This window comes from Arenibacter sp. ARW7G5Y1, from assembly GCF_003201775.1.
In the GTDB taxonomy this organism is placed as follows: Bacteria; Bacteroidota; Bacteroidia; order Flavobacteriales; family Flavobacteriaceae; genus Arenibacter.
This window is the reverse complement of the sequence record NZ_QJJZ01000012.1, coordinates 90,329-105,053: the sequence shown is the minus strand read 5'-3', so window position 1 is coordinate 105,053 and position 14,725 is coordinate 90,329. Positions and strand designations below refer to the sequence as shown.

Here is a 14,725-nt window from a genome sequence, read left to right as displayed (position 1 = left end):
TACTATTTAAATTGGATACATTTTTTTAAAAAGTTTTAAGGGAAAACCATTTATGAAAGGTATTTTAATATCTTTGGTTTAGTTAATATCCAAAGAATGAAAAAAGAATATGCAAAAATGGATGCGGCCTCTTTGCATCTTGCCAATAAAAAAGTTGTTTTAAAACTTATTAAGCATAACAGTCAAATTAGTCGCTCTGCCCTGGCCAAAGAGTCTGGGTTGACTCCTCCATCCATAACTCGTATAGTGGATGAATTGATAAATGTAGACGGTTTGGTTGAAAGTCTAGGAGTGGGCAATTCCAGTGGAGGAAGGCCCCCCTTGATCGTAAAATTCAAAAACGACAATAATTATATCATAGGGATAGATTTGGGTGCCACCTATATCAGGGGGTGCATGGTGGATTTAAATGCAAATTTCGTATCCGAGATCCAAGTTCCTACAGAATTGGAAAAGGGTTTTGCGAGTATTGTAGACAAGGTGGTCAAATTGATTCATAAGCTTCAAAGTAGGAAGGAAGCCGAGGCTACTATCTGGGGAGTTGGTATTGGTGTGGCCGGTTTGGTCAATAGTGAAACTGGAATTATTGAATCTTCCCCCGATTTTGGTTGGACGAATATAGATTTAAGGAAAGAGCTGGGCAAACATTTGGATCTTCCATTTTTTTATGATAATTCCACTCGATTGATGGCATTGGGCGAGTTGAAGATGGGAGTAAAGGAAAATCAGAAAAATTTTGCAGTAATAAATATTGGATACGGTATTGCTTCAGGGCTTGTGGTTGAAGGAAATCTTTTAAAAGGGTTTTCTGGATTTGCGGGAGAGTTTGGGCATATTCCTGTAGATACGGATAGTGATGTTCAGTGTAAATGTGGTATGTATGGTTGTCTTGAGGCATTGGCTTCGGGTCATAGGATAGCCTCGTTGGGCAAGCAGGTCTTGGCCGGGAACAGGTCGGAAATGTTGAAGGAACTTTGTATGGGGAATGAAGATCTTATTACGGCCGAGTTAGTGGCTAGGGCAGCTAAAAAAGGAGATCCGGCATCTATGAAGATTTATGAGGATGTGGCCGAGTATCTGTGCAAGGGAATTGGGACTATCGCTAATTTATTAAATCCGGAAACCGTTTACATAGGTGGGGGAATTTCACTAAACGGGGATCTGCTCTTTGACTTGATTGATCAAAAAAGGGACAAGTATTTGTTGGCAGGTAATGCAAGGGTAAATATTCAGCCTTCCACCTTTGGGGATCAAGCAACTTCAATTGGTGCGGTTTCCGTGGTTTTGAATAAAATTTTAAACTTGGAGTTGTCGAGTAATATGATCTAAAACAGGCGTGTATCCAATACATGGAAACAATCTTTCTCCTTATTCTTCCAAAGGAATATAAATAATCAAAAAAATTAAATGGGAAAATTAAAAAATATTCTTTTAGTGCCTGTATTTGTTATGGCACTATTTAGTTGTAAGGAAGCCGTTAAAAGTAAGGTGTCAAAAGTAGACGGACCCAAGAAACCCAATGTTATACTTATAATGACAGATGATCAGGGTTATGGGGATCTGGCAAGTCTTGGAAGTCCCTATGTAAAAACACCCAATTTGAATAAATTCTATAATGAAAGTGTGCGGTTTACCGATTTTCATGTAGACCCTTCCTGTTCCCCTACAAGGTCTGCCTTGCTCACGGGTAATTATTCTGCCAGGGCGGGGGTGTGGCATACTATAGGGGGTAGGTCTTTGTTAAAGGAAGGTATGGTAACCATGGCCGATGTATTCAGTGACAATGGGTATAAGACCGCTGTCTTTGGAAAATGGCACCTAGGTGAGAATTATCCCTTTAGGCCAAATGACCGAGGCTTTCAGGAAGCTGTGGTACATGGAGGGGGCGGAATAGGCCAATCCCCGGATTATTGGGGCAATGACTATTATGACGATACCTATAAGCACAATGGTAAATTTCAAAAATATAAGGGTTATTGTAATACGGTTTGGTTTAATGAGGCCATAGATTACATTGAGAAAAATAAGGATGAGCCATTTTTTTGTTATATCCCTACCAATTTACCGCATGCCCCATTATATGTAGATGAGAAATATGTTGAGCCGTTTAAGGGTAAAGTTCCGGAGCGTTTGGCAAAATACTACGGGATGGTGGAAAAAATAGATGAAGATGTTGCAACCTTATTTCGCAAAGTGAAGGAATTGGCCTTGGAGGAAAATACCATCATCATTTTTATGACGGATAATGGACCGTGTCCGTGGTTTGGAGGTGTTGAAATGGATTTTGAAACCGGTTATGTGGAGGAAGGGTATACTGCCGGTATGCGAGGAGCCAAAATATGGGGTTATGAGAATGCACATAGAGTTCCATTTTTTATTCGATGGCCCAATGGAGGGATACAAGGCGGAAAAGACATAGATGCCCTGTCGGCACACATAGATGTGTTGCCTACACTAATAGAGTTATGTGATTTAAAAGGAGCAGATAGTTTAAAGATGGATGGCAGAAGCCTAATGCCACTTTTAAACGGTAAGTTGAATCAGTGGGATGACGATAGAACGGTAATTGTGCACAACCAACGTGTAGAATATCCTGTAAAAGATAAGGAATATCAGGTGATTACCAAAGATTGGAGGTTGGTAAACAGGGAAGAAAAGGAATTGTACAATATTAAGAATGATGGAGGGCAAAGGGTCAATGTGGTGGAAGAAAACCCCGAGGTGGTTGAAGAGCTTTATAAAAGGTATGAGGACTGGTGGCAGGATGTTTCCGTAGGTTTTGGTGAATATGCAAAAATGTACGTAGGGTCTGAACATGAAAATCCGGTTACCCTTTATTCACATGATGCGCATACAAGGAATGGGGAAAAGATATGGACGGTTAAGGTGGCTCGTGACGGTAGGTATGAGGTAGAGGTGAATAGGTGGCCCAAGGAGTCGGGCAAAAAAATAAAGGAGAACGGCAAGGGTGAAATGGAGGATGCCATAGGGACAGCTTTCTTGAAAGTTGGTAATATTGAGCAAACGGTGCAACTGGATGGAAAAATGACATCTGCCAAGTTCGTGGTGGATCTTAAAGCGGGAGTTACCTGTTTTCAGTCGTCTTTTAGATTCAAGGGCAGTGACAAGGTAGGTGGAGCTGGTTTTGTCTATGTGGATTATATGGGGGCTGGGGACGCCCAAAAGATTAGTGAATATGTGCCCTCTGTTCCAGATGACCTTTTAAGAAAAGGATATGAGCAGAAAGTAGTGCTTTTTGATTAAAATGTTTGTTTAAGTTGATTGGTTTTATTTTAGTAAGATGGGAAAATTTATAACTGTTGTTTCTGTAGTTCTATTATTGGTGCTTGTATCATCCTGTAAAGAGGGGGAACAGAAACAGGCAATAATTGCAAAGAAAAGGCCAAATATTATTTTTATTCTTACCGATGATCAACGGTGGGATGCGCTTGGGTTTGCTGGGAATCCAATAATAAAGACCCCCAATATGGATAATTTGGCCAGTGAGGGACTCTATTTTAAAAATGCCTTTGTAACCACGCCAATATGTGCAGCAAGCAGAGCCACCATTCTTACGGGACTATACGAAAGAACCCATGATTTTAATTTTGGAAAACCCAAATTGAACAATGCCTATATGTTTGATAGTTACCCTTATCTACTTAAAAAAGCGGGTTATAGAACCGGTCTTATAGGTAAGTTTGGTGTAAAGGTCAACGAAGGTATAGAGGATTCTATTTTTGATACTAGTATTAAGACTTTTTGGCCATATCTGAAAATGGTAGATGGGAAGGAGAAGCATCTGGCTGATATCAACGGTGATCACGCAATCGATTTTATTAAAAGTGATAAGGATACTCCTTTTTGTCTTTCCTTGTCCTTTTGGTCGCCACATGCCGATGACGGTGCGGAAGAACAATATTTCTGGCCGAAATATTCCGATAGTTTATATGCAAACAATGAAATTCCTACCCCTGGAACTGCAGACCCTGCTTTTTTTGAGGCCTTACCAGAATTTATGAAACATTCCATGAATCGCAAGAGATGGTATTGGCGCTATGATACCCCTGAGAAGTTTCAGAAAATGGTCAAGGGCTATTACAGGATGATCAGTACGGTAGATAGTGTAATAGGTAGGATAAGGGCCGCGCTGGAAGAGGAAGGTTTGGCCGATAATACTGTTATAGTCTTTATGGGCGATAACGGTTACTATTTGGGTGAACGTGGCTTTGCGGGAAAGTGGTTGATGCACGAACAGTCGCTTCGCGTACCTCTTATGATCTACGACCCAAGGCAGGCAGAATCCGAAAGGGGGAAAACGTTTGAGGAGATGGTCTTGAATTTGGATATCGCTCCAACCCTCTTGGATTTGGCAGGCGTGGAAATCCCAAAAACATATCAGGGAGAAAGTCTTAGGGCTTTTTACGATGGCGATTCTGAAAATTGGCGAACCTCGGCCTTTTTTGAGCATCAAAGGGAAGGGGAGACCTTGTTGCCCAAGACGGAATGTTTTAGAGATGATACCTGGAAGTTTATTAGGTATGAGGCCAACCCTGAATTTATTGAGCTCTATAATCTTAAAGAGGATGTAAATGAGGTGAACAATTTGGCCTATGAGGATAAGTATAAAGACATGGTAAGGCTCTACTCCAAGAAATGTGATTCCGCTGTAGCTAAATTGATGAAACAGCGTAAAGTGGATTAAAGAGCGGATAAAGTCCATTCGATATAATTCCAATATTTTTGTTATTTGGTTCAAAAAATTAAAATTCCGACAATTTAGGTTGTCCGGGATTTTTTTTGGTTACATATGACCCTTGGGTTCTAATGTGGGCAACCTACAGACATTTGATGCCTCTTGCTTGGGTGTCAAAAAGGAAATAAAATGATCAATGTTTATGAAACATCTCCCTAGTGTATAGTTGGAACGCCAATTCCGTTCTACGGGCGGGAAAACCCTCCCTGGTGTTAAAACTTTTTAAAGATTATATAATAATATATTCTTAATTCTGCTTTTAGCGTGAATTTCATCCATATTATTATGTTTTTATAATAGGAACATCTGGTTCAGTTCTTTATTTTTGTGGCTCATAATTGTACTATTTATCTGTTATTTGTATTTTTTAGTTTAAATAGTACATAAATAGGTTAATTTTTAGTTCAATAATGCAAATTTCAACTATTAATTTTGTGAGATGTATTATTTGACATTAGTATTAAAAGTAAGTTTAATAACTTTTTGTGAATATTGATGATTTATATGAGCGTCATTTTTCTACTGGTCCCAGGGAATGTTTAGGAAGGATATTGATTGAAAATTAAATTTGAGGTTTGCTGGATATGAAAAATTTATATGCGTTGGTTTGTTTTGCCTTTTTATCCTTTCTTCAGGGTTTTTCCCAGAAGGGGGAGGTGGCCAATGGAAAATGGACCGAGTCACAAATTGACGCGTTTATAGAAAAGTCGGAATTGATCCCTATTCAAATAACTGGCGATAAGGATAATCGGATTAATATTGTTATAGTAAACCAGTGGACTTCTAGGAATGAGGAACCTTATAATTCACCTGATATGAGGGGTGAATTTGTAAAGGATATAGAGGAGTCTTTGGTTGCTGCACTTACTTATGGGGACGAAAGGGCTCAAACGGCCTATTCCCACTACAAGGATTTTTTTAATGTTTATGGCCTTTGGATGCCCGATACTCCCGAATGGAAAAAGGGAATTGATCTGGAGGCGATGGATGCCATTCGTGACAGGTTGTTCTTGCCATGGGCGAACGAACACAGGGGTTGGGTAACCTTTCTTATAATGCCCAATAGGGAAAATGGTGGGGGCGGTGCAGCCCGAAATCTTGAGAAGAGGGTGGGCAACGCGGTAATAGCAGGAAACGGTATTGGGAAAATGTTGCATGAAATTTCCCATACCTGTATGAGTATAGGGGATGAATATACTACGGCCGCAACAGGTACCAGTGCTTTTCCTACATATTCCGCCGATCTGGAATATGAAAGGGATAAGATCAAATGGAGGAAATGGATTGAGCCTACCACACCGTTACCAACGCCATATGAGGCGGAATATCTTGATAAAATAGGGGCCTTTGAAGGAAATCAGTACCACTTGGTCGATTATTATAGATCTACCGCCCAGGGCTGTATAATGGGAGCCGGGGTGTTTGATAATACGGAAGAAATGTGCCCAGTGTGCAACCAAAGGGTTTCCATGAGGGTTTATGACCTGGTTGATATTATAAAAAGCAGTGCCCCAGAAAATAAATCGATTGAAATAAATGGAAGTAAAAAGATTCGTTTCGCAGTAGATCATATTGTTCCTGAACCCAATACCCAGGTGGTAAGATGGTTTCTAAATGGTAAGATGATCGCAACTGGTGTTGATGAACTTGAAGTTGAATTTGGCGATATTGCAGAATATGAGCTAATCTGTTCCATTACGGATGAAACGCCAAATATTAGGCCCGATCCACCTTTTGCGCAATTCCCTAAGGTTGAGGTAAAATGGAATGTCTCAAATACGGCCCCAACTTCGCAGGCCTCGCCATTACTGGTCAATTCAGGCACTGTGCAGGGAAACAAAAAATCTTGTTTGTTTACCCTTGTGCCTGGGATTTCGGGAGGAATGCCGCCTTATATTTATCAATGGTCTACGGGAAGCACTGCGGACACTTTGAAAGATGTAGGGGTGGGAATTTATGATGTAGTTGTAACCGATAGCCAATACAGGACTCAAAAAACCCGTTTTTCCATTTATGAAAGTGGATTGGGGAATACAAAATCCAGTAAAAAATCCAAGAAAAGCAAAAAAAACAATTCCATAATTGTTGTTGATGCCGATATAAAAGCTGCTGAAGTTGATAGGGATAATGGATCTGTAGTTTTGAGTTTTAGTGGAGGTCAGCCTCCTTATTCCGTACAATGGTTGAATGCGGAATATGAATATGGGAATAATTTAATTTATGAGCCTGGGAATGCCGACATTCAACTTCCTGATTTCGAAATAAAAAAACTTTTTAGTGCGAGTGACAATTCATATCTGGATTGTAAAGGTGGTGAGGGATTTGTTTCATGGGATGTAGAGGTGGCCAATAGTGGTTTTTATCCTATTGACGTAGTCTATGGTGGTATTGATATGAAGGGATCGGATGCCCTGATTTCCATCAATGGGAAAACAGAAGACAAAACCATCCACTTTAACCAGACAAGACCATTGTACACAGGATGGGATGTGGCTACTTTAAAGGTGTACCTCAAGGAAGGCGTAAATAAGGTGGCAATTATTTCCAATGGGCAATCAATTCCCAATATCGATTACTTAAGGGTGCCCTCAAGTGTTAGGTCCAAATCCAAGGTACAGCGGGAAAGAATCAATCTTGCTCCTGGTGAGCATGGCTATGTGGTTACCGATAGCAATGAAAATACTGTTCAGGGGACCGTAACCGTGCCCGAAGTATATCCTTTTGAAATAGGTAAAATAGAATTGGAGAATAAGGACGGGGCCGTGGCAGTAGTGGATCCTCTTTCGGGATATACTTACAAATGGTACTCTAAGGACGCCACCGGTAAAAAAGGTGAAACCTATGAAAGCCCTTTGGCTATAGGTACTTCCTTTGTTCCAAGTGCGGTGGGTAATTATTATGTGGCTGCACAAAATATTCTTTCCCGTGCAGAGAGCCGTAATAGGGTCGGTTTTGCAGTGGGTAATTTGGCCGAGAAAAGACCTATTGCCATTGACCCATCGGAGTTGGGGTACGAAAGTATTAAAATGTGGTTCGATGCCAGCGATATTGATGGCAATGGGAAAGAGGATAATTTTGTTACACCACGTGGCCCCGTTCCAAATTGGAAGGATAGGTCTACTAGAAGAAACTCCAATGAGTTGTTCATGAAATACGAACCAAATCAATTAAGTGGAAAAGGTGTGGCCGCCTTTGATCATGTGTGGGTGTCCTTCATGCAAAAGGAGGTTAAGGATTATCAAACCATTATAATGGTGTATAAGGAAAGTAGTATGTCCTTTCCGGGAACAAGTCTCTTTAGGGGGGCTAATGGTTTGTTGGGAAAAAGCAAGAACCCCGTGAAATCTATTTTTGATAAGGACAATATAGATCCAAAGACCAAAAATGGAAAGGTTTACTTGAACGGTAAGCAGATAGACCCCTTTAATACGCCAAATCCAATGGATTTTTCCATTCTTATTGTGCAATTGGAATCCAAATCGGATTCTGGCCTTTCAAGAACGGAAGGACTTTGGGAGGGCTCCATAGCAGAAATGATTTTTATAGATAGGGAACTGCAGGAATGGGAAAGAAAGGGCGTGGAGGAATACCTGAGAAGGAAATGGTTTTCCACTGTGGATGTGGAATTTTAACAACTTGTCAATAATTACGTAGCAATTTATATAACACTTAAATTTTTTAAATGTCCAACAAAAAAACACCTTTTGCCTTATTTCATATTTGTTTAATTCTTATTGGATTGATTGTGATTGTCGGTCTGTCTTCCTGTAAGGATGAAAAGGTAACCGTAGCGAATAAAAAGCCGAATATTATTTACATTATGACAGATGATCATGGCTATCAGGCCATGAGTGCTTATAACGGAGGATTAAATGAAACTCCCAATATTGATAGGATTGCGAACGAAGGTGTGATGTTCACCAGGAGTTTTGTGACCAATTCCATATGTTCCCCGAGTAGGGCGGTTATGCTTACCGGTAAATTTTCGCATTTAAACGGACAGCAGATCAATAGCCAAAAATTTGATGGAAGTCAGATGACATTTCCCAAGCTGTTGCAAGGGGAGGGTTATCAGACCGCTATGATCGGAAAATGGCATTTGGGAAGTGATCCTACGGGATTCGATTATTGGAATATTTTACCAGGACAGGGGGATTATTATAACCCGGATTTTAATGAAATGGGTAAAAAATCCAGGGTAGAAGGCTATGTAACCAGACTTATTACCAAGTTTAGTCTGGATTGGTTAAAAAATAGGGATCAGGAAAAGCCCTTTGCAATGTTGATGCATCATAAAGCTCCGCATAGATGTTGGATGCCAGATACTACTTATTTGGAGAAATACAACGATGTTAAGTTTCCCCTTCCCGATAATTTTTACGACGATTATGATAATAGGACGGCCGCAGCAAGCCAGAAGATGCACATAAAGGACTTCTGTCCTGTAAACGATCTTAAAATGTATGATAAGGAAGGAGAAATAGACGGACCACTGCGTAAATATTTTGAAGTTCAGATCAATCGTATGAACCCGGAACAGCGTGCGGCCTGGGATAAGGCATATGATAAGGAGATTGAATATTTTAAACAAGCCAACCTCAGTGGAAAGGAATTGATGGAATGGAGGTATCAAAGATATCTTGAAGATTATCTAAGATGTATTGCTTCTGTCGACGACAGTGTTGGTGAGATTTTGGATTATTTGGAAGAAAATGGTTTGGCAGAGAACACCTTGGTAGTTTATACTTCCGATCAAGGGTTTTATTTGGGGGAGCACGGCTGGTTCGACAAAAGATTTATGTACGAGGAGTCTTTTCGCACCCCTTTGTTGATGAAATTGCCATCTAGGTTTAAAAAGGGAACAGTAGATCAATTGGTGCAAAATATAGATTATGCACCTACATTTTTAGAATTGGCAGGAGTGGAAGTGCCAGAGGAAATGCAAGGGGAATCTATGTTGCCAATTTTGGAAGGTAAGGTGGTGCCCAAATGGAGGGAAGCATTGTACTATCACTATTACGAATACCCTGGCCCGCATTCCGTGAAAAGACATTACGGGGTGAGGACAGATAGGTATAAGTTGATTCACTTTTATAATAATATAGATCAATGGGAGCTATATGATCTAAAGGAGGATCCCACCGAGATGCGCAATTTGTACGGAGAAGAAGGGTATGCTGATATAACCAAGGAGCTTCATGCCAAATTGGAGGGGCTACGGGAGCAGTATAAGGACACTGTTGCTTTGGAGACAAATTAATATGATCCTAGAGGGGAAGGCCAATACCTTGATTCCCATAAGTAATTATATAAAAATGAATATAAAAGATTTCCCAATACTAAAGCTGCTGTTTTTCTTTACGGCAATGGGCTGTGTGGGCCAAATAGATACAACAAGGCCAGTAAAGTTATTTATACTCGGCGGCCAGTCCAATATGGACGGGACCGGTAAGTTGGAAGAGCTCCCCGAGGACTATATTGTACACCCGGAAAATAGTGTAACCTGGGATAACAAAAAGAAAATGTGGGTACCTTTGGGTACCGATTCCTTTGCCGAAAGGAGGAAGTTTAAGTTCGGACCCGAAATTGCATTTTCCCATGAACTTGCCAAAAAATATCCGAAACATACCATAGCCGTAGTAAAGACATCGGGAGGTGGTACCAAACTTTGGAAACATTGGCTTCCGGGGCAGCCCATGTACGTTCGATTTCTTCAAAATATGGAAAACGCCCTAGAGGATTTAAAGGGGCGGGGAATTTCTTATGAAATATGTGGCATGCTCTGGATGCAAGGGGAATCCGATGCAGAGTTTTTGGAATGGGCAAATGCTTATGAAGAGAACCTTAAAACCCTTTATAAGGACGTAAGGTTGCAAACGGCTAAAAATGACTTGCCCATTGTTATGGGGCGGATTTCCATAGGTCTCTTAAGAAAGACACCGTGGAATTTTGATTATACCAAAGTGGTCCAAGCAGCTCAAGACAGGGTAGCGGCAGCGGATAGAAATGTGCGTATCATCAATACCGATAAATTGGAAACATTGAAGGACAATACCCATTTTAATTCAGAGTCCAATATTTGGTTGGGTAAAAAAATGGGAAAGCGAATGTTGGCTTTGATTAAGAATAATAGGGGCAAGGCCAATCCATAAACCCCATCCTAAATAAAGGGCAATGGCAATGGAGTTTGCTTTGCGAATTACTTCGGCTTTGGCCAATCCCGCTTAAAAATACATTTATAGTCCATCAAGTATCGTTGGGGTGCTTAAAATTATTGTTCCAGTTGCAAAGTCCATTCCGCGGCACCTGGTTGCTGTAGCATCCATTTGCTGCCATTCCAAGCATAAAAAACAACTTAGGAAATAGTGGTTTCTGTAAATCAAAAAAATCCTTCTTTAATAACTGTTATTCAATAGTTGATGTAATTAGGGAATATATAACTCATTGCCTGTATTTTTTATTTCTTTATAATATATCATTAAAATTAATCTAAAAGAGGTGAAAACTATACGGGTTTAGAGTTTTTTCTTTCATGTATTAATCTTCTTAATCTCATTGTTATCGGTAGTTTTTAAAATAAATTAACTTTAATTTAACTAAACCAGCACAGTACAGGATACACTTCGAATGTGGTTTATATATTTTTGGCCTCATAGCTATAGCTCTATTTGTTCTTTTCTTTTTAAAATTATATTAATAACAACTATAACGTTAATTATGGATAGTAAAGTTCAATGAGTGAATTACCAACATTAACTCTAACAATTATTAAAATGAAAGTAAAACAGAAATTCAAAAGCAAAACTAGATTTTGCAATGCAGTGCTTTTATTCCTTTTAAGTACGATGGGAATAATGGCCCAAACGGTAACTGGAACGGTAACCAGTAGTGATGGACCCTTGCCTGGTGCAAGTGTTATTCAAAAAGGAACCACCAATGGCGCAATTGCCGATTTTGACGGAGTGTATGAAATTACCCTGACAGCTGGGGAAAAAACATTGGTTTTTTCGTATCTGGGTTACCAATCTTTGGAAGTAGCCGTAGGCAATAGAACAGAGGTCGATGGGTTTTTGCAGGAAGATGCACAGGCACTTGATGAGGCCGTTGTAGTGGGTTACGGAGTACAGAAGAAGGAAAATTTAACGGGATCCGTTTCAATTGTAGGGGAAGAAGTGTTTGACAATCGCCCAGTGGCCAATGCACAACAAGCTTTGCAGGGTGCTTCCCCAGGCTTGCAAATTTCTACTTCCAGTGCTACAGGTGAGCCGGGAGCTACAATGAATATGAGCATTAGGGGGTTAACATCCCTGGAAGGAGGGAACGCTCCTTTGGTCTTAGTGGATAATATCCCCATGGGAATCAATGATATCGACCCCAGTGATATCGCATCCATTTCTATATTGAAAGATGTAGCGGCTTCTGCCATCTACGGAGCAAGGGCAGCTTTTGGTGTTATTTTGATAACTACCAAAAGTGGAAAGAAAAACGGTGGCGTCAATATTTCTTATTCCACGAATTATGCGGTTACTTCCCCTATGAACATGCCTCAAAACGCAGATGCATTGTCTTTTGCCCATACCATGAACCAAGCGAGCGAAAATGCTGGAGGAAGCCCATATTATGATGCTACTAGATTGGAATATATTGCACAAAATTTAGCCAGTCCGGGCAGTGCCCCTGAAGTAGTGGAGACGGCCAATGGTTTGGCTTGGGATCTAGGTGTAGACGGATTAAATGCTTCCGCAGCTACCGATTGGGAATCACTGCTCATTAAAAAAACGAGTTCCCGAATAAAACACAACCTTAGTGTTTCGGGAGGAAGTGAGAATACATCCTACTATTTGTCCGGTGGATATTATGATGAAGAAGGTTTATTAAAAGTGGGTAAGGATTATTTTACACGTTATAATATTGATGCAAAGATTAGTACAAAAGCCACTCCTTGGATGGATATCTCCCTTCTGACCAAATACAAATACGAAGAACAGGAATATCCAGCGCACCCTACCTCGGGATCAGGGAGGTCATTCGTTACATTGTTGATGACAAGGCTTAAACCGACCAAGCCTGCATTTTATCCAGGAACGGATGTTTGGACTGGTAGAATAGGGGAGCAGGTCCTGCAAAAGACAATGGAGAAAAATAGGCAGTTGATCATTTCTCCTAGGGTAACCCTTGAACCCATAAAAGGCTGGGTTACCAACATAGAATATTATTACCGTACCAATGACAACAGTGATGAGTCTGCATTTCCAACAGTACCCAGTGCTGTACCGGATGGGTCGGGCGGATCTATAATAACGTCCTCCAACCAGGAAAGTACCCGCTACTATTCCTCTTTGGTGACCAATACTTATTTATCGCCAAATATCTATTCTGCCTATACCAAAAGCTTTGGGAATCATAATTTTCATGTAATGGCAGGGTATCAACAGGAAAAGTATAGTTATTCCAATTTATATGCGCGATCAGCTTATTTGTTAACAGATGCCATTCCTTCCATCAATACCTCAGTAGGAGAAAAGACCATTAGCGATGGCAAGGGACATTGGACTACCCAAGGTGTTTTTGGACGGTTCAATTATAATTATGCAGAAAAGTACTTGTTTGAGATGAATGTGAGAAGAGATGGCTCATCAAGGTTCGATTCAGATAATAGGTGGGGTACCTTCCCTTCTTTCTCAGGTGGTTGGGTGTTTTCCAAGGAGAACTTCTATCCTTTGAAAGATCAAATTGAATTCTTGAAATTTAGGGGGTCCTATGGATCCATTGGAAACCAAAATGTTGCCAATTATTTATACGTTCCATCCTTACCGATCAGTCAATCTTCATGGTTATTTGGAGGAGAACAATTGTGGACCGTAGGGATACCCAATCTTTCCAGTGTTAATTTAACATGGGAGAAAGTGAATACGGTCGATTTTGGGTTGGACTTAAGAACCCTTAATAATAGACTTGGTCTTACTTTTGACTGGTATCAATCCAAGATAGACAATCTTGTAGGGCCAGGGGAATCTGTGCCGGATGTTTTAGGAACTAGTGTGCCAAAAATAAACAGTGGTGAAGTAACCACTACTGGATGGGAACTTGAACTTTCCTGGAGAAATACCTCCAATGATTTTTCCTATGGTGTAAGAGGTGTTTTGTCCGATTATAAAAGTGAAATCACAAAGTATAACAACCCTACGAAAATATTGAATAATTATTACGAAGGGATGCAACTCAATGAGATATGGGGAATGGAAACAGCAGGACTTTTTCAAACTGCCGATGAGGTAGCCAACTGGGAGAACGACCAATCATTTATATACTCTGGAGCCTGGTTTCCCGGTGATGTAAAGTACATGGATCTAAATGGTGATAATGTTATCGATATAGGTGACAATACCAAAGACGACTCTGGTGATAGAAAAGTAATCGGGAACAGTACGCCACGTTTTCAATTTGGTTTAAGTGCCGATGCTTCCTGGAAAGGCTTTGATGCTTCTTTTGTTCTACAGGGTGTAGCTAAGAGGGATTTGGACCTTAGGGGACTCGGAACCTTCAGGGGACCGGCCAATGGACCCCTTCATGCCAATGTTTATACGGAGCATTTGGATTATTTTAGGGCAGAGGACACCACAAACCCGTTGGGACCAAATACGGATGGCTATTTTCCAAACTCCTATAACCAATTCACGGGACAAAACAATAAGAACTACCTTTATCCAACTACAAGGTATTTGCAAAACGGGGCCTACCTGCGCCTAAAGAATGTTCAGGTGGGGTATACAATTCCAAAGGACATAACCAGCAAGGCCAAAATATCCAGTGCCAGAATTTATCTCTCTGGTGAAAACCTTTTGACCTTTACAGATTTAATGATCTATGACCCTGAAGCCTTTGATGGGAGGGACGGACGTATCGGTGACCAATATCCTATAAGTAAGATGGTTTCATTAGGATTAAACATTAACTTCTAAAAATAAA

Annotated in this window: 7 protein-coding genes; all 7 read left to right on the top strand. The window is 40.4% G+C overall.

Annotated features, from left to right (window positions below):
* The first annotated feature begins 96 nt into the window (after positions 1-96).
* The 7 genes from C7972_RS16590 (at position 97) to C7972_RS16560 (ending at position 14,718) form a co-directional block, all read left to right on the top strand.
* Positions 97-1,329 carry an ROK family transcriptional regulator gene (locus C7972_RS16590; protein ID WP_110357294.1) on the top strand — a complete coding sequence of 411 codons (1,233 nt, stop codon included), beginning with the start codon at positions 97-99 and terminating at the stop codon, positions 1,327-1,329.
* Between the two features lie 78 nt (positions 1,330-1,407).
* Positions 1,408-3,264: an arylsulfatase gene (locus tag C7972_RS16585; RefSeq protein WP_110357293.1), complete on the top strand. Its 1,857-nt coding sequence runs from the start codon at positions 1,408-1,410 to the stop codon at positions 3,262-3,264.
* Positions 3,265-3,301: 37 nt separating this feature from the next.
* Positions 3,302-4,705, top strand: a complete 1,404-nt coding sequence (locus C7972_RS16580; protein ID WP_110357292.1) for a sulfatase — start codon at positions 3,302-3,304, stop codon at positions 4,703-4,705.
* A gap of 635 nt (positions 4,706-5,340) precedes the next feature.
* Complete coding sequence (locus tag C7972_RS16575; RefSeq protein ID WP_110357291.1) at positions 5,341-8,388, top strand: M64 family metallopeptidase; 3,048 nt, start codon at positions 5,341-5,343, stop codon at positions 8,386-8,388.
* A 50-nt stretch (positions 8,389-8,438) separates the two neighbouring features.
* Positions 8,439-10,016: a sulfatase gene (locus tag C7972_RS16570; protein WP_110357290.1), complete on the top strand. Its 1,578-nt coding sequence runs from the start codon at positions 8,439-8,441 to the stop codon at positions 10,014-10,016.
* Positions 9,955-10,908 carry a sialate O-acetylesterase gene (locus tag C7972_RS16565; RefSeq protein WP_110357289.1) on the top strand — a complete coding sequence of 318 codons (954 nt, stop codon included), beginning with the start codon at positions 9,955-9,957 and terminating at the stop codon, positions 10,906-10,908. Before C7972_RS16570 ends, C7972_RS16565 begins: the two co-directional genes overlap by 62 nt.
* Positions 10,909-11,529: 621 nt before the next feature.
* Complete coding sequence (locus C7972_RS16560) at positions 11,530-14,718, top strand: TonB-dependent receptor (protein ID WP_181422919.1); 3,189 nt, start codon at positions 11,530-11,532, stop codon at positions 14,716-14,718.
* Positions 14,719-14,725 lie beyond the last annotated feature (7 nt).